Source organism: Pseudarthrobacter enclensis (genome assembly GCF_001457025.1).
GTDB lineage: Bacteria > Actinomycetota > Actinomycetes > Actinomycetales > Micrococcaceae > Arthrobacter > Arthrobacter enclensis.
The window spans coordinates 64,774-80,725 of the sequence record NZ_KQ758601.1 but is presented as its reverse complement, the minus strand read 5'-3'; the positions used below and the strand labels follow the sequence as shown (position 1 = coordinate 80,725).

Here is a 15,952-nt window from a genome sequence, read left to right as displayed (position 1 = left end):
AGCCATGACCACCACAACAGAGCACGGCCTGGCATCCGGGCCCGCGCCCCGGCTCACCGAGGGCCTTCCGGAAGTACGCGCCAACCGCCGCCGGTTCAGCTGGAACACCGCCGTCCGGATCATCCTGCTGCTGATCGCCGCCACCCTGACCCTGGGCCCGGTGCTGTGGACCCTGTCCACGTCCCTGCGCTCGCCGTCGGAATCCTTCAAGCTCCCGCCGTCGTTTATCCCCTGGAACCCGGACTTCACCTCCTACGGGCAGGTGTTCCAGCAGCTGGACATCTTCCTGCTGGTCCTGAACTCCGCCCTGGTCACGGGCCTGATCGCGGTGGGCCAGATGGTCTCCGCAGCCCTGGCCGGATATGCCTTCGCCCACCTGAAGTTCCGCGGCCGCGGCGCGCTGTTCTCCATCGTCCTGGCCACCATGATGGTTCCCGTGCAGGTGACCATCGTGCCGGTCTTCATGCTGATCCGCGGCATGGGCCTGTCCGATACCCTCCTGGCGCTGATCCTTCCCGCCATTCCGACGGCGTTCGGCACCTTCCTGATGCGGCAGTACTTCCTGGGGCTCCCCACGGAGCTCGCGGAAGCCGCCTCGATCGACGGCGCCTCGCCGTGGCGGACCTTCCGCTCCGTCTACGCCCCGCTGGCGATGCCCGGCATGGCCATCGTGGGCATCCTCGCGTTCAACTTCCACTGGAACGAGTTCTTCCGCCCGCTCATCCTCACCATCTCCGAGCAGAACTTCACCCTTCCGCTGGGCCTGGTGTCGCTGCAGGGCAACCTGGGCACCGGCAGCATCTCAGTGGTCCTGGCGGGCGTGGTCCTGTCCATGATCCCCGCGCTGGTGGTCTTCATGTTCGGCCAGCGCGCCCTCCAGGCCGGCCTCACCGCCGGCACCGGCAAGTAACGTCACCCTTCTCCAGCCACCGAAAGGCTCCAGCATGCCCACCCCGGACCTCGCCGCCATCTCCTTCGACGACGTCGCCGCCAGCCATCCCGACCCCGCTTTCCCGCGGTTCCACCCGCGTCCCGCGCAAGGCTGGATCAACGATCCCAACGGGGTCAGCTTCATCAACGGCCGGTACCACGTGTTCTTCCAGTACAACCCGGACTCGGCCCGGCACCACCGGATCGCCTGGGGCCATGTGAGCTCCGCTGACCTGGTGCGCTGGGAAGAGCACCCAGTGGCGCTCCGTCCGCAGCCCGGCGGTCCGGACGAGTACGGCTGCTGGACCGGGGTGGTGACGGACGACGCCGGTGTCCCCACCGCCGCGTACTCCGGTGTCCGGGGCGACGGGGGCCACTCCGAGGTGGTCATCGCCCGCGGGTCGGAGGACCTGGTGCACTGGGAGCAGACGGGCCACGTGGCCGCCCGGATGCCCGGCGGAGATGTCACGGCGGTGCGGGATCCGTTCATCTTCCACTTCAACGGCAAGCGCTACGCCATGCAGGGCGCCGGGCTGGCCAACGGGCACGCGGCCCTCCTGCTGTACACCGTGGAGGACCTGTCCGACTGGAAGTACCAGGGCGTGTGGCTCACGTCCGCGGACCCCGTGGCTGCGCAGTTCACGCCGGCCGAAATCTGGGAATGCCCGCAGCTGGTGCGGGTCCCGGACGCCTCCGGCGCGGACACGTGGGTGGCAATGTTCTCGCTGTGGCTCTCCGGCGACGCCCACGAGCACGCCAACGGGGTGGGCCACCTGGTGGGATCACTGAGCGAGGATCCTGCCACCGGCCTCCCGGTGTTCACCCCCCGCAGCGGGGGCAAATCCGATCTGGGCCGCGACTTCTACGCCCCGCAGATCGTCGCCCTGGAGGACCGCGCCCTGCTGTGGGGGTGGGCCAACGAAGGCCCCGGCCGCGACGGCCGCCGCGGCCGGAACCAGGACGACATCGACGCCGCAGGCTGGGCCGGCGTGCTGACCTTCCCGCGGGAACTCTCCGTGGCTGACGGCCGGCTCGCCGTCCGGCCCGCCCCGGAGATCAACGCGTACCGCGGCGAAGTGGTTGAACGCGAAGCCGGAGGCGCCGTGGTCCTGCCCGCCTTCGCGGACGCTGTCCTGACCCGCGCCCCGGCCGCTGGAACGCCAGGCGCCGCGGACGCCGTCGTCGAACTCCTGCTGGCGGGTGCGGCCGGGCAGCAGACCGTCTTCAGCGGACCCCTTGCCGAAGGGGAGGAACTGCGGATCATCGTGGACGCCTCACTGGTGGAGGTGTACCGGACCGGGTCCGTGGCCACAACGCTCCGCGCCTACCCGGCGCCGGGGGAGCAATGGCAGCTGAACCTGCCCGCCGGCGTTGCTGCGCAGGTGTGGGAGCTGCGCCGGCCCAGCTAAGGCGCGGTTGCGGATTCGCCGGGTTCAGCGGCCCGCGGGCACCTGCCCGGTGGAATCCCGGACCACCAGGCGGCAGGGGACCATGGTTTCGGCTGAGGTGCCGGAGCGGGGTTCCTTGCCGCCGGGTGCTGCCGTGCCGCCGTCGTCGGGCGCCTGCTGCCGGTCCACGTCCCGCAGCAGCGAGGTCATGGCCGCGGCACCCATTTCGCGCAGCGGCAAGGCCATGGTGCTCAGGGCAGGCACCATGGCTTTGGCAATGCGGAATTCATCGTCGTAGCCCATGACGGATATGTCCTGCGGGACGCTCAGGCCCAGCCGGTAGCACGCCAGCACCACGCCGATGGCCAGGCGGTCGTTGGCGCAGAGGATGGCCGTGGGCCTGCGGGCGGGCTCGACGCCGTCCAGGAGCTTCATGGTTCCGTGGAACCCGGCGTCGATGTCCCAGCCCACCTGCAGGACCCGAGCCTCGTTCACCGGAAGTCCGGCGTGGAGGAAGGCGCTGCGGTAGCCCTCGATCCGCCGCGGCGCCGCAGGGGTCAGGGAGTCACCGGCGAGGAAGGCGATATCCCGGTGGCCCAGGGACATGACATGCTCGGCTGCCTCCCGGCCGCCCCGGACCTCGTCCGGAATGACGGCCGGCACCACGGCTTCGGGGCGGTCGTCAAAGCAGTTGGCCAGGATGGCCGGGACCCGGTCCATGTTCGCCGGAACGTGCAGCGGGCGCAGGCCCACCGTCACATACATCAGCCCGTCCACCTGCCGGTCCAGCAGGGTCTCCACCGCTCCCTCGTCCCGGGACCCGTCCAGCTCGGTATCCATCACCACGGTGACGAATCCGTGCTCCCTGGCCACGGCGTCCGCCCCGGCAATGATGTTGCCGTCGAAGGGGCTGGTGACCACCTGGTCGGAGACGATGCCGATGATCCGCGACTGCCGGTTCCGCAGGCTTAGCGCAATCTTGTTGGGGCTGTAGTTCAGCGCCGCCGCGGCTTCCCGGATGCGCTGCTGGCTTTCCAGCGCCACGTTTCCGTCGCCGCGGCCGTTGAGCACCAGGGACACCGCGCTGCGGGACACCCCCGCCAGCTTGGCAACGTCCAGTGCGGTGGCCTTGCGATTCATGCTGCGTCCTCTGCTGCAAACTACTGTGTTGCTGCAGTTTACCTAACGCGTGTGAGGGCGCGCAGGATCCTCACTTGGCGGAGATGCGCGCCACCGTGACGGAGACGGACACCTCGGCCGGGGCCAGGTGGCCCCGGACCGCCGACGCCACGGCCCGCACCACGTCCGGGGTCCGGGCAGAATCGCTGACGCCAAGCCGTACCGTCACCTGCAGGGGGCCGGTACCGCCGCCTTCCACCAACGGCCCGTCCTCGGCGTCCGCCGCCCCGCCCTGGAGCAGCGACAACGCGCCTGCCGGGAGCCGCTGCCACAGGGGGCGGGACGGGAAGACGGCGGTGACGCCGTCGACGCCCAGGACTACGGCCCGCAGGGCGTCGGCAGCCGTGCTGTCCGTTGTGTCCTCCCTGCCGTGGGCAGGTTGCGCCGGCACTGTCATGATTCCTCCCGCGGGGCATCGATCACGTCCGTGATGGTGATGTCTATGGCTGCGATGTTGAGTTCCGTGTGCCGGGCCAGGGCTTCCCCGAGGTCCCGGCGCAACGCGGTGGCACTGCCCAGGAGCGGATGCCCGAACACCACGGCAAGGTCCAGATTGACGGTGATGGCTTCACCCGGAACGGTGACATCACCCTCAAGCCGGACCTTGCCCGCCACGGCGCCGGGCGTACTGTCGGTCACGGATCGGACCAGCGCCAGCACGGAACCTTCTGTTTCGGTCAGCCGGTCCAGCGGGTCCTCGGACCGCAGGGGAATGGTGCGGCCGGGCCGCAGTTCCAGTTTCAGGTTGGCCAGGATGTTCTTCATCCAGTCGTCGCTGCCGCTGCCGGCGTCGGCGAGGTCACTGCTGAAAAGCTCACTGCCTGCCGTGGACAGGCGCCGCAGCGAGTCGAGGCCGTTGCGGCACTCGGGGCAGGAATCGAGGTGGCCGGGGTCCGGGAAGTCGCCGGTATCCAGGTACAGGCTCAACTCCTCCAGCGTGTGTCCGCACCCCAGGGTGTCGTGGGAAGTGCTCATCGCCATCCTTCCATGTCGCGGACCAGCGCAACCCGGGCACGGGCCAGCCGGCCCCGGACGCTGGCAGGGCTGATGTTCAGGGTCTGCGCGATCTGCTCATAGGTTTGCCCGTTGAACTCCTTAAGTACCCAGCACCGGCGCTGTTCCTCGGGCAGCCTGGCCAGTGCGAGCTTGAGTGCTTCGGTGCCCGAGGTTGCCATGGCAGAGGACTCCGGGCCTGGTTCCCCTGCGGGTGGCTCCACGGCCTGTCCGCCGTCGTCGTCCGCGGACAGGGTGGCGTGGTTCCTGCGGCGGCGAAGGCAGTCGATGCTCCGGCTGCCGGTGAGGCGCAGCAGCCAGCCCTTGACGGCTGCCGGCTCGCGCAGCGAATCGAGCTGCTTCCAGGCCTGCACCAGTGCCTCCTGCACCACGTCGTCGGCGTCGGCGTGCGATCCTGTCAGCCGCCTTGCACAGGCCCGCATGTGCGGGCCGTAGCGGCGGGCGAGGGCCTCGAACGCCGCGGTATCGCCGTCGGCGGCCCTGCCTGCCAGGATGGCGTCGGGGACCAGGTCCAGCTGGTCCCGCACCAAGGGTGATCCTGTCACCTGACTCTGCTTTCACTCTGGGCGCCTGCACGGTCCGTGCAGGAGCCAGGGGAAGGACGGCAGGTGCGTCGCGCCGTTCGGCTCTGCGCCGCGCCTGCCGTCCGGCCGGGTTAGTCCTTGCTGAAGCTTTCCTTGACCTTGGCCGCGGCGTCCTTGAGGTTGCTGCCAATGTCCTTGGCGGCATCCTTGACCCGTTCACCGGCTTCCTGGACCTTTGCCTGGGCCTGGTCCTGCTGGCCCTCACGTTCCAGCCGCTCGTCGCCGGTCAGTTTGCCGGCGCCTTCCTTGGCTGCGCCCATGTGACGGGTTGCTGCGTTGTTGAGCTTGTCGTCGAGTCCCACGATTGGTGCCTTTCTCTTGGTGTGCCTTGCCGCTGTGGAGCGGATATTCCAACCAGCGGTGCTAGCTGGTGCGGTGTGCACCGGCCAGCCGGGTCCTGGTATCACCTGCTATTCGGACCAGGACGGTGGTGTGATGGCCCAGCAGCGCCTCTATCGCTGCGATGAGCTCATCGGCGAGGTCCGCCACCTCCCGTGGTGACGCCCCGCGGCGTGCGTGCAGCGTCAGCCGCAGCCCGCCGGGTGTGCCGCGGCGCCCGCGCCACGCCGTGACAGAACTTCCGACGACGGCCCGGTTGCCTGCCAGGGCGGCGTCAACGGCGGATTCCAGGAAGGAGATGTCGACGGCGGTGTCCCCGAGTTCGGCGTCGCGGTGCCGGGCTGCCTCGCTGGTCCGGCCGCCGCCTTGCCTGCCCAGCCACAGGACGCAGGCGGCGGCCCCGGCCAGGAGGATTGCGGGCACCGCCACGGCCCACCAGCTGCCGGCTGGTTCCTGGAGCGGTGCGGTGCCCGCGAGGTTCCGCCAGCCCCCCAATAGGCTGGTGCCGGCGGAACTCCAGCGGCCCCTGATGCCGGCGTCCAGTCCGGCGCCCGCAATCAGGGCGCCGGCGGCCAGCAGGACCAGTCCGGTTGCGGCGAGGAGGAAGCGGTTCAACGCGCGGTTGGTGTGGTTCATCGTCCCAAGGCTCCTTCAGCGGCTATCCGGACATCGGTGGTGACTTTTCGGACCGGGCGGCAGGCATCGATTTCGGTCGCCGCGGCGGTGGCCACGGTGTCCCGGTCCAGCGGCGCGCCGGACGTGGGCGTGACCATCACCTGCACGCGCGAGCGGCTGACGGTGGTGGACACCTGCTCCGGGGCGAGCTTCGCGGCCCGCTGGACCTGCCGGGAGACTGCCGCGGCGATCACCTGGTCGTCCACCACGACGGCGGCGCGGTCTGCCGCGATTCCACGGCGCCCCTTGCGGCCGCCCTTGAGCGCCGCCACCAGCAGGGTCAGCCCCAGTACCGCGGCAGCGGTGCCGGCCGCTGTGAGCTCCCCGCGGTCAACTGCCCCGGAGGCCGTTACTGTGGCCGATGCCAGCTGCCAGGGGCTGGCCAGCAGCGGGGCCAGGCCCAGCAGTGCGAGGACGCTTTCGGTCCCCAGCCACAGGAACACGGCCAGCAGGACCAGCGCGACGGCGATGGACAGCCCTGCGCGTGATGAATGGGTTTCGCGCCGTATCAGCTTTTTCCGGGTTCGGGCCTCGCCCACGGTGACCTCCTGCTGTTGTGCGGGGCACCGCCGCCTCCTCCCGGAGGGGTTCTACGCTGCCCCGAGCCTGATGTTGATCCGGCCGAGTTCCATGCCGGTGACTTCCCGTCCCATGAACGAGATCTTGAGCCGTGCAATGTCTGCCCGCTCGAACAGCGGCCGGTCCCGGCCGCCCGGGTCCAGTGCCAGGAGCGGGGGTGCCGGGAGGCGGACCAGCAGGTCCACTCCCAGCTTCCCCGCATCGTCGTGCAGCGAGGCCGACGCGTCGCCCGGCGGGATGCCGAACGCCTGGCACGCCACCGTTTCCACGGTTTTGCGCAGCGCGGTGGGGGTGATCCGGGTATGGCCCGGGCGGTTCATGGGGAGGTGCGGCGGCCGCGCAGGGCGTCAAACACCGCCGCCAGGTCCAGCCTGCCCTCGGCTGCCCGGCCCAGGACCGCGCCGGCGCCCATGAAGAGCAGGGTGAGGATGAAGCCCCAGAATCCGAAGGCCAGCGCCACGACTGCGAGGACCGCCCCTGCAGCCGCCCCGGCGGCGGTCCCGGTAACGGTGGAGGTCATGCCACCCTCGGTTCGCGGCCGGCGTCGTCCGCCTCGCCGTCATTGTCCTCGGACGGGACGTGGATGTCGGTGATGGTGATGTTGACTTCGGTGACTTCCATGCCCACCAGGTCCTCCACGGCCGAGTAGACGGCGTCGCGGGCGTTGTCCGCCACCTGCTGGAGCGGGTGCGGGTATTCGACCACCAGGGTGACGTCCACCGCCACCTGGGTCTGGCCCACCTCGACGCTGACGCCCTGGGTCAGGTCCTTCTGGCCCACCTTTTCGCGGAGGTTGCCGATAGCCCGGGCAGCGCCGCCGCCCAGGGCGTGCACGCCGTCGATTTCCTGGATGGCGATGCCGGCGATCTTCGCCACCACGCCGTCGGCCACCGTGGTGCGGCCGCGGCCGTCGTTGCCGTCGTTGGGGGCCAGGGTATGCGGTCCGGCCGGCTTCTTCTGCCCGGTGGCCGTGCCCTGGCTGTTGGCGGGGGTTTGGGTTTCCGTCGTCATAACCGTCACTCCTTGACTGCTTGGCGTCTTGTTTCCAACGCATGGTCTGCGCCGTTACAGGTAAGACGCAGCCCGGAGCGGGTTCGTCACGGTCGAATTGCTGTGACGTGCATCACGTCTTGGTGCTAGTAGAGGAAGATGTTGATCCAGTCCCGGTTGTGGGCATGGATGAGGACCAGGAACAGCACGAAGTCGAAGAGCAGGTGCACGCAGACGATGTAGGAGAGGGACCTGGTGACGGTGAACAGGCGGGCCTGCAGCAGGGCGAACGGGAAAATGAAGAAGGGCGCCCAGGCGTGGAAGCCCAGTTCCCACAGGAAAGAGGTGAACAGGACGGCCTGGAGGAGGTTCGCCTGCCAGTCCGGAAGGTGCCGGCGCAGCAGGGTGAAGGTGGTGCAGATGAAGAACAGTTCGTCCCAGATGCCCAGTGCGTTGGTGCCGAGGAAGAGCCGGAAGATTCCTTCCGGGTCGCTGACCGCCGGCCAGTTGGCGTAAACGCCGGTGCGGATCATATACACCGGCATCAGGGCGTAGCCGATCACCAGCACTGCCGGCAGGTACCACTTTTCGGCGCGGGTCCAGGGCTGTCCCGTCCTGACGGGGAAGCGGATGGCGTGCTCCCGGGTAATGAAGCGGGACACGGTGTAGGGGATGCCGACCGCCAGGACCATGGCCGTACCCATGACGGCCATGTGCCCGGTGCTGATGTCCGTGGTGATCGGAACCAGGCTCATGGCCGTCAGCCCCACCGCTATCAGGGCCAGGTCGATCAGGAGGCGGCGGCTGAGGAAGGCGGCGACCACCAGGGCGGCCGCCAGGAGGGTAGATCCGGCAGGCCTGTTTTCGAGGGCAAAGAGCACGAATCCCGAGGCTGAGAGCAGGGCTGCGGGCAGCGCGGCCAAACGTGCCCGGGCCGGCTGGACCTCCCCGGCGCCTGGGCCCGACGGGGATGTTCGTGTGGATTGTCCGCCTGGCTGCATAAGTCAAACCTTCGTCGTGAGCCGTTGCCTCGACTCTACTGGTTGAAGTGCGGAAGGCGGAGACAAGGAAAGCGGGCGACGGCGGGAGGTCCCGCCGTCGCCCGCTTTCCTTTCGCGTCTGCCGGCCCTTAAGCGTTGGCCAGGGCGCGGTCGCGCACGCTCAGCGTGAAGGTGTTGGGGCCGCTGCAGGTCACGGCGATCTGGCAGGTGGTGGTGTTGTGCCGTGCCGAGAGATCGCTGACGGCGGCGTCAAGCGTGTGGTGCAGGGTGGCCCTGTCCCAGATCTTCAGGGTTACGGAACTGGTGGCATCGAACGTCATTATTCAACTTCCATCTCGTGTCAGCGGCCGCGTGCGGCCGGGCCTCATCGGTGAGGTCAAGCATCGGGAAAGCGCGTTCCCACAATCCATGGTGCACGGCACTGGAGCACCTTGGCAACAGTTTGGGCCCCGATGTGAGCAAGCACACCGGCGCCGCGGCAAGTGTGCGGGCTCCGCGTCAGAGGGCGGGTGCGGAGCCGTTCAGGCTGAGGGTGAAGGTGTTGGGGCCGCTGCAGGTCACCGAGATGCTGCTCCTGGCGGCATTGTGGCGGCTGGACAGTTCGTCGATCATGGCGTCCAGCGTGTGGTGCGTGGAGGCGCGGTCCCAGATTTTCAGGGTTACGGATTCGGCAGTTTCAAACGTCATTGTTCAGTACTTCCTGTGTAGGCCCGGCCCGTAGCCGGGAAAGCGGCCTGCTCGAGCTCTGTGGCGTCGGCGGCGCGTGGCGCACCGGTGTGCCACGTCGCGTCATCAGGTGGTTCAGGGCCAGCGAGTGCTTCTGCCCTGCCTTTCAATAGTGCATGGAGCCGCAGGTGCCGCCCAACCAAAATGGCCGTTTGTTGCAGGTGAATCTCATCACACGGCCGGGCGGGCCGGTCCGTGGCTGCTATTCGTCAAAGTAGGTGGAGATGTGGCTTTCTCCGGAGATGGACGTGATGACGGAGGCTGCCACGTCCCGCAGCTTCACGTTCCTGGTGCTGGAGGCCCTGGTCAGGATGCCGAAGGCAGTGTCCCGGTCGCAGCGGTTCTCCGCCATCACCGCCCCGATGGCCATGTCAATCACTGTCCGGGACCGCATGGCCGCCGTCAGGTCGCGGCGCACCTCGTTCAGCTGGGCGATCTTCAGGACCAGGCGAAGGGAGCCGGCTGCCTGCGCGGTGAAGGCCTCCACGGTGTCTACGTCCTCCGACGAAAATCCGTTGCGCCGGCCCGAGTAGAGGTTGAGTACCGCGTCCGCCTCGCCGTCCAGGTCAAGGGGGATGGCAAGGATTGAGTGCACGCCCTCTCCGGTGGCGATGCCGCTGTAACCCGGCCAGCGTGTTTCCGTATCCAGGTCGGGGACCAGGAGCGTCCTCTTCAGCTTCAGGGCCGTGAGGCAGGGGCCATCGCCGATCCCGTTCTGCAGTTCGTCCAAGGCCGCGGCCGTTGCATCGCTGGAGGCCACGGACTGCGGCCTTTTGTGGCGCAGCACCGTTACGCCCGCATGAACCGTGTTGTCCGGTGCGGACAGCCGCGTGGCGGCCAGGGCTGCCAGCTCCTCAAGGAAAGCCCTGACGTCCTTGCTGTCCAGGACTGCTTCCTGCAGTGCGGCCGCCGTGTCCGGCCTGCCGGTGCCGTCGCCGTGCGCCGGCTCCTCCCCGGCGCTCACGCGGGCATCTCCCTGGCCAGTTCGGCCAAGGCCATCACAATCAGTCCTACCTGGACGGCCGGCAGGTGCAGTGCCTCGTGGAGGTAAGCCTCGAGCGAGAGCTCATCCACGTCGCCGCCGATGCCGTAGTAATAGGCCCACAGCTTCGTCAGGGGCAGGTCTGCCTCGCGGTACTGCCGGGCGGCGCCTGCCCGCTGCAGGTCCGCCTCACGCACCTGGTCCGGGCCGCCCATCCAGTCCGGGTTCATGGCGGAAACTCCGTGGGTGCGTTCTGGGTTTGATGTCGGGCCACGCCGGCCTCGATTCCGGTTGGGCCGCGGTCCCGGCCGCGGCTTTGGACGGTCGCTGTTTCCTGGGCCAAGCCACTAACGGCTGGCTTTCGGACGGGGTGGACCGCCGGTAGTCCCTAAGTTCGAGACTACGCCCGCCGGGGGCATTGCAACAGGGCAAGGGCTATCCCGCAGGCAGGGGACCGCACGTCCCGCCGCCGGGGGAGCCGGGACCGTAGGATGGGCGTATGTCCAATGCGGGTGACAGCGAGGCTGTCCGTGAGTTGCAGGAAATCCTGGTGGGTGCCGGGGACGCAGTGGAGTTCCTCTCCGGGCTCTCCGGCATGGCTGCGGCAGCCGTGTCCGAGGTCGCCGGCGACACCATCGAGTGTGCCGTAACCCTGAAAGTGCGCCGCAGGCCTGCCACGGCTGCTGGAAGCAGCGTGCGGGCGGTGGAACTCGACCGGGTTGAGCAGGCCTTGGGCGACGGTCCCTGCATCAGGGCCATCAAGGAGATGTCCGCGGTACTGATCGACGACGTCGCCCGGGACCAGCGCTGGCCTGCATACTCCAAGGCGCTTGCCGAAGCCAACGTGCGCAGCACCCTGGGCGTCCCGCTGGATATCACCGGTGAATCCCGGGCGGCGCTGAACTTCTTCGCCACCAGGCCCGGCGCCTTCACAGCCGAGGTGTATGAAAAGGCGGTGGCCTTCGCCGCGGCCGCACACAGTACGCTCCATTTGTCGGTCCGGATCAATACGGCGCAAAACCGCGCCGACGATCTTGAAGCGGCCCTCGAAAGCAGGACGGCCATCAACCTGGCCTGCGGCGTCATCATGGCGCAGAACCGGTGCTCCCAGGCCGAGGCCATGGAGATCCTCACCAAGGTTTCCAGCAACCGCAACCGCAAGCTGCGGGACGTGGCGACGGACCTGATTGAACAGCTCTCCGGTGACCGGATCCAGACCCACTTCGACTCCTAGCCGTTTCCGGGACACATCCGGTCCGGAGCTGCCCCTCGCGGGCCTACGGCGTGGCCGCCGTCCGGAGGGTCACGTGCACGGGCCTTGCTGCAGGCCCGCCCGCCGGAACCGCCCCTTGCCCGGATTGTGCCCGGATGTCCCAGCACCGGCCTGCTCCAATCACTGTGTAGTGGGCGGAGTTGGGTGCCTTCAGGACGGCCGCCGTGCCCTCGTCGATGGCGACCGCGCGGTCCACCAGCCCCGCCGATACCGCGCCGACGGCACGGCTGAGGGTTCCGGCCTGCGCAGCGTGGACATCCACCGCGAACGGGACCAGGTCCAGCCCGGGACGGACAGCCAGTTCGTCGAGGCCTTCTGAGCACTCCTCGCCGCACACCTCGACACCGTCCACCCGGTAGCCGCCGATGAGGGAGCGTTCCGGTGCCACCATGGCTCCGGCGGAGAAACCCAGGTAGGGGACGCCGCCGGCAACGGCGTGTGCGATGGCCGGGGCTGCGCCGCTGAGGCCCCGCAGGTAGGACGGGGTCAGGCCGCCGCCCACCACGATGCCGTGGACGTCGCCGAACACGGCAGGATCGGCGGGCTGTCCGTCCGCCAGGAGCACCGGAATGATGGCGCAGTCCAGCCTGGCATCCAGTGGCCGGGCGTAGTCGGGCAGCCGGTCCAGCGGCCGGCCGTCCGGGCTGTGGACCGCCACGGCGACGCGGGCGGGGCCGCCGCCTGCACGTTCGGCCACCTCTGCGGCGAACCGGTCGAACGCGTCCGGAAAGGCCGCATCGTCAGGGCCGGATCCCACCAGGAAGATACTCATGGCATCAACTTACAGAACCGTTGACAGTCCCGCCGGGCGGCGCTATCGTGCAACCAAATGGTTGTAGATCAGCTCCGTGATTCCGAACTTGACCGCCTCTTCCAGGCGCTCGCAGATTCCACCCGCCGGGACATCGTCCGCCGGGTGACGGTCGGCGAGTATACGGTCTCAGGTCTCGCGGCGCTCTACGCCATGAGTTTCGCAGCAGTCCAAAAGCATGTTGCGGTGCTGGAGCGCGCCTCCCTGGTTTCCAAGGAAAAGCGCGGAAGGGAGCAGATTGTGCGCGGTGATCATGAAGGCCTGCTGAAAGCCCGGCGGCTGCTCGACGAATATGAACAGATCTGGCGGCAGCGCGCCGCCCGGATGGCAGACATTCTCACTGAAGGTTAGGAAGGCATTGCCATGACAGTCATCAGTACGGATAAGAACCCCGAGGCCTTGACCCTTACCCTCGTTGCGGAATTCGACGCCGGGGTCGACCGCGTCTGGCAGCTCTTTGAGGACCCGCGGCAGCTGGAGCGCTGGTGGGGCCCTCCCACCTACCCCGCCACGTTCCACCAGCACGACTTTGTTCCCGGCGGCAAGGCCAGCTACTACATGACCAGTCCCGAAGGGGAAAAGTTCCACGGCTGGTGGGAATTCACCTCCATCGAGGCCCCGCGGCAGCTGGAATTCAACGACGGCTTCGCGGACAGCGACGGCAATCCCACCGGGGAACACGGCACCAGCCATGCCACGGTGACGCTGGAGCCGGTGGGGGAGCGCACCCGGATGACCATGCTGTCCACGTTCGAGTCGGAAGAACAGCTGCAGGAGATGATCCAGATGGGCATGGAGGAAGGCCTGAAGGAGGCCGTGGGCCAAATCGACGGCATCCTCGCAGAGCGCGCCAACGCCTGAGGCGCCGGACCCAGCTGCGCAGGCAGCAACGGCAAGCGGACGACGCCGGGACCTCCCGCCGTCGTCCGCTTTCGTGTTCGCTGGCCCGCTTCCGTGTTCGCTGGCCTGCTGCCCGGGCGGGCGGGTTACGTCGCCGACCCCTCCTGCCAGGCCGTCCAGCCGACCAGCCGGACCAAGTCCAGCGCGGCAAGGTCGCCGCGCGAAGCCTCCCGGCGCCGTTGTGCCTCGGCGGGCAGCCCCACCTCGGCCGCGGGGGAGAGCGGAAGGATCTCCAGGGTGACCTCCGCGCCCGGGCGGATGCCGGCACCGCATGTGTCGAGGACCCACGGGGAGCCGTCCCAGAACCTGTCCGCCACCACGGACCCGTCCACCAGCAGCCGGGCAACGTCACCGGCCCAGTGGATCTCCAGCTCGTTGTGGCCCTGGTCCAACAGGTCATGCGCGGCCAGGGCCTCACCCGGGATGGACAGCCGGTACGTTTCGGCGAGCCCGGCAATGGTGTCTGGCGAAGGTGCCGCGGCGCGGTTGGCGGAGGAGCCGTAAGTGGCGGGGACCGGGCCAGCAGGCCGGAGGAGTTCCGTCTTCACGGTGTGTAGGGCGGCCGGGCCGTGGCGGAGAACCGTTTCCACGGCCTCGAAGGAGCGTGCTCCGGCCCGGTAGCGCAGCACTTCCGCGGGGGCCTGCGACCTGCCGGCGAGGCGCCCCGTGCCGTCCAGCCACACCGGGTCGGCTGACAGCACCAGCGCGCGGTTAGGCGCGGTTCCCAGGACCCATGCCACGTTCGCCGCCTCTGCGGGCAGGACCAGGACGTCAAGCTGGGCATCGCCATGGCGGGTGGTGAAAACCGTGGGTTCGGCGACCTGCGGCCGGTAGGTGCCGGCGGGGTCGGCGCTTCCCGCCCCATGGACCTCGGTTCCTTCAGGGAAGCAGAGCTCCACGGGAATCCCGGGCTCGGCGGCCAAAACCAGGGTGGGCAGCGAATCGGGTTCTTGGGCCGAGGGCTGCAGGACGGTCAGGGGAGACGCCGTGGCCCAGGAGACCGTCACGCCGGCCACCTCGAGGTTCACAGGCCAGTGCGCAACCGTCCCTGCCGGGATGTCTACGGGCGAACCCGGGAAGGTGACCGTGCCGCCGTCGAGCACTGCCCCGAAGCGTGCCCCCTCATAGGTGCCCAGCGGGAGGTGGGGCTGGTGCCACGTGATGAACACGAACCCGGCGGCGCCGTCGCTGCGCAGTGCCCAGCGCAGCGTGGTGGTGTCATTGATGCCGCCGGGCATGGCATCGGGAAGGGAAGACGGCATCTGCGCCAGCCGGTCACCGAAGGCATCCAGGAAAGCATGCTGCCGGCGCAGCGCCGCGAAGCTCGGTGCCAGCCTGCCCGAGGCGCCGATGGGGGCATGGAAGTCGTAGTCGAACCGGGGCATGTCATTCGGGTAGCCGGTTTCCTGCGACTCCTGCAGCCCGTCGGCCGGGTTCGTGCCGCCCGCGAACATGTAGTAGCCCTGCCAGGCGGACCCGTTGCCGATCTTGTTGTGCGCCACCGCGGCCACATCCAGCCCTTTCGGCCAGGGCCTGCGCTGGTAGGCCGTCGCCATCCCGCCGGCCAGTTCGCAGGTGGCCGGCGGGAAAAGGTCCGACGGCGTCCGCGGGGCAGGTGCCGCGGGGCCCGGCTCCGTGCCGTTCCCGGCAAGTCCGCGGACATCCGCCCCGATGCCGGGATCGTCCCAGGTGTGGCTGAAGAAGTAGTGCTCACGGAAGGTGGGATCCCAGGGGGCATCCGCGTCAACCCAGAACCCGTCCCCGTAGCCGCCGAACAGGGGCAGGACCTCTCCTTCGGGCATGTCCGCTCCGCCCCAGGCGGTGGCCGTCCACAGGGGAGCGGACAGTCCGGCGTCCCTGGCGAGCTTCTTGAGCTCCGCGAAGTGCTCCGGCTGGTCGTAGAGCTCGTTTTCCAGCTGGATGCCGATGACGTTGCTGTCCGGGCCCGTCAGCTGGTGCAGTTCCTCACCCACGCGGGCAAACCAGGCCTTGACCAGGGCAAGGTAGGCGGGGTCGTTGGTGCGGTGCCGCACCGGCGCTGCCTGAACCCAGTCAGGGAAGCCACCGTTGCGGACCTCGCCGTGGCACCACGGGCCGATGCGCAGGACCACGTCCAGTCCGATGTCGGCACACAGCCTGACGAATGCTGCTGCGTCCAGGCCGCCGTCGAACCGTATCTTTCCTTCGGTCTGCTCGTGGTGGATCCAGAAGACATAGGTGGCCACTACGGTGATGCCGCCGGCTTTCATGAGCCGCAGCCGGTCTTCCCACTGTCCGCGGGGGAGGCGGCTGTAGTGCAGCTCGCCGGAGACGGGGATCGCGGGTGTTCCGTCGATTTCAAGGTAGCGGTTGGTGACCCGGAAGCGGGTGTGGCGGTCAATGGTGTTGCTCATGGCGGGGGACGTGAGGGGAGTGTCCCACGGCTGGTGGGCGGCGCGCAGGAGGGGCCTGGCGTGGCTGGAGGGTGAGGGCATGGGAGGAAGTATTGCACAGCCACACCGTCTCCGGGAAACGTTTTCTCAGTTGTGCGCTCCGAGGCGTTGAACCGGGCGGGCTGCTCCGAAATACTGGAAGGACGGGA

22 protein-coding genes are annotated in these 15,952 nt (G+C 68.7%); 5 read left to right on the top strand and 17 right to left on the bottom strand.

All coding sequences use genetic code 11. From position 1 onward, the window contains the following. The first annotated feature begins 4 nt into the window (after nt 1-4). The gene (locus AS031_RS08485; RefSeq protein WP_058267715.1) at nt 5-910 is read left to right on the top strand and encodes a carbohydrate ABC transporter permease; all 906 of its coding nucleotides are present in this window, start codon (nt 5-7) and stop codon (nt 908-910) included. 34 nt (nt 911-944) lie between these two features. Further along, a complete protein-coding gene (locus AS031_RS08480; RefSeq protein ID WP_058267714.1) occupies nt 945-2,339 on the top strand; it encodes a glycoside hydrolase family 32 protein in 1,395 nt (464 codons plus the stop codon). Nucleotides 2,340-2,363: 24 nt separating this feature from the next. Here the strand turns inward: AS031_RS08480 and AS031_RS08475 are convergent, their stop codons facing one another. The 15 genes from AS031_RS08475 to AS031_RS08405 all read right to left on the bottom strand — a co-directional run bounded on the left by AS031_RS08475 (nt 2,364) and on the right by AS031_RS08405 (nt 10,617). Then, on the bottom strand, nt 2,364-3,458 hold the full coding sequence (locus AS031_RS08475; RefSeq protein WP_058267713.1) for a LacI family DNA-binding transcriptional regulator: 1,095 nt from the start codon (nt 3,456-3,458) through the stop codon (nt 2,364-2,366). A gap of 70 nt (nt 3,459-3,528) precedes the next feature. Further along, on the bottom strand, nt 3,529-3,894 hold the full coding sequence (locus tag AS031_RS08470) for a hypothetical protein (RefSeq protein ID WP_058267712.1): 366 nt from the start codon (nt 3,892-3,894) through the stop codon (nt 3,529-3,531). Then, entirely contained in the window at nt 3,891-4,472 is a 582-nt protein-coding gene (locus AS031_RS08465) for an anti-sigma factor (RefSeq protein WP_058267711.1), read from the bottom strand. The genes AS031_RS08470 and AS031_RS08465 overlap by 4 nt, the downstream gene beginning before the upstream one ends. Next, a complete protein-coding gene (locus AS031_RS08460; protein ID WP_058267710.1) occupies nt 4,469-5,056 on the bottom strand; it encodes an RNA polymerase sigma factor in 588 nt (195 codons plus the stop codon). Before AS031_RS08460 ends, AS031_RS08465 begins: the two co-directional genes overlap by 4 nt. Before the next feature lie 110 nt (nt 5,057-5,166). Continuing rightward, on the bottom strand, nt 5,167-5,397 hold the full coding sequence (locus AS031_RS08455; protein WP_058267709.1) for a CsbD family protein: 231 nt from the start codon (nt 5,395-5,397) through the stop codon (nt 5,167-5,169). 61 nt (nt 5,398-5,458) lie between these two features. Next, entirely contained in the window at nt 5,459-6,070 is a 612-nt protein-coding gene (locus tag AS031_RS08450) for a hypothetical protein (RefSeq protein ID WP_058267708.1), read from the bottom strand. Next, entirely contained in the window at nt 6,067-6,648 is a 582-nt protein-coding gene (locus tag AS031_RS08445) for a hypothetical protein (RefSeq protein ID WP_058267707.1), read from the bottom strand. The genes AS031_RS08450 and AS031_RS08445 overlap by 4 nt, the downstream gene beginning before the upstream one ends. A 51-nt stretch (nt 6,649-6,699) precedes the next feature. Further along, nucleotides 6,700-7,008: a hypothetical protein gene (locus tag AS031_RS08440; protein ID WP_058267706.1), complete on the bottom strand. Its 309-nt coding sequence runs from the start codon at nt 7,006-7,008 to the stop codon at nt 6,700-6,702. Next, nucleotides 7,005-7,208, bottom strand: coding sequence for a DUF2273 domain-containing protein (locus AS031_RS08435; protein ID WP_058267705.1), 204 nt, complete (start codon nt 7,206-7,208; stop codon nt 7,005-7,007). The genes AS031_RS08440 and AS031_RS08435 overlap by 4 nt, the downstream gene beginning before the upstream one ends. After that, complete coding sequence (locus tag AS031_RS08430; RefSeq protein WP_058267704.1) at nt 7,205-7,699, bottom strand: Asp23/Gls24 family envelope stress response protein; 495 nt, start codon at nt 7,697-7,699, stop codon at nt 7,205-7,207. Before AS031_RS08430 ends, AS031_RS08435 begins: the two co-directional genes overlap by 4 nt. Nucleotides 7,700-7,824: 125 nt before the next feature. After that, entirely contained in the window at nt 7,825-8,679 is an 855-nt protein-coding gene (locus tag AS031_RS08425) for a CPBP family glutamic-type intramembrane protease (protein WP_228379591.1), read from the bottom strand. A gap of 128 nt (nt 8,680-8,807) precedes the next feature. Then, complete coding sequence (locus AS031_RS08420) at nt 8,808-8,999, bottom strand: hypothetical protein (protein ID WP_058267702.1); 192 nt, start codon at nt 8,997-8,999, stop codon at nt 8,808-8,810. Between the two features lie 178 nt (nt 9,000-9,177). Beyond that, complete coding sequence (locus tag AS031_RS08415; RefSeq protein ID WP_058267701.1) at nt 9,178-9,366, bottom strand: hypothetical protein; 189 nt, start codon at nt 9,364-9,366, stop codon at nt 9,178-9,180. Nucleotides 9,367-9,607: 241 nt separating this feature from the next. Then, a complete protein-coding gene (locus AS031_RS08410; RefSeq protein ID WP_058267700.1) occupies nt 9,608-10,369 on the bottom strand; it encodes a GAF and ANTAR domain-containing protein in 762 nt (253 codons plus the stop codon). Further along, entirely contained in the window at nt 10,366-10,617 is a 252-nt protein-coding gene (locus AS031_RS08405) for a hypothetical protein (RefSeq protein ID WP_082641974.1), read from the bottom strand. The genes AS031_RS08410 and AS031_RS08405 overlap by 4 nt, the downstream gene beginning before the upstream one ends. A gap of 269 nt (nt 10,618-10,886) precedes the next feature. Here AS031_RS08405 and AS031_RS08400 point away from each other — a divergent pair, with 269 nt between their 5' ends. Then, nucleotides 10,887-11,621, top strand: coding sequence for a GAF and ANTAR domain-containing protein (locus AS031_RS08400; protein ID WP_058267699.1), 735 nt, complete (start codon nt 10,887-10,889; stop codon nt 11,619-11,621). Between the two features lie 43 nt (nt 11,622-11,664). On the opposite strand, the gene AS031_RS08395 is transcribed toward AS031_RS08400, so the two are convergent. After that, nucleotides 11,665-12,432: a Type 1 glutamine amidotransferase-like domain-containing protein gene (locus AS031_RS08395; protein ID WP_058267698.1), complete on the bottom strand. Its 768-nt coding sequence runs from the start codon at nt 12,430-12,432 to the stop codon at nt 11,665-11,667. 57 nt (nt 12,433-12,489) lie between these two features. On the opposite strand from AS031_RS08395, the gene AS031_RS08390 reads away from it, so the two are divergent. Further along, nucleotides 12,490-12,822 carry an ArsR/SmtB family transcription factor gene (locus AS031_RS08390; protein WP_058267697.1) on the top strand — a complete coding sequence of 111 codons (333 nt, stop codon included), beginning with the start codon at nt 12,490-12,492 and terminating at the stop codon, nt 12,820-12,822. A 12-nt stretch (nt 12,823-12,834) separates the two neighbouring features. Then, nucleotides 12,835-13,332, top strand: a complete 498-nt coding sequence (locus AS031_RS08385) for an SRPBCC family protein (RefSeq protein ID WP_058267696.1) — start codon at nt 12,835-12,837, stop codon at nt 13,330-13,332. A gap of 125 nt (nt 13,333-13,457) precedes the next feature. Here the strand turns inward: AS031_RS08385 and AS031_RS08380 are convergent, their stop codons facing one another. Continuing rightward, nucleotides 13,458-15,845 (bottom strand): beta-galactosidase, encoded by a 2,388-nt coding sequence (locus AS031_RS08380; protein ID WP_058267695.1) that lies wholly within the window; start codon nt 15,843-15,845, stop codon nt 13,458-13,460. Nucleotides 15,846-15,952 lie beyond the last annotated feature (107 nt).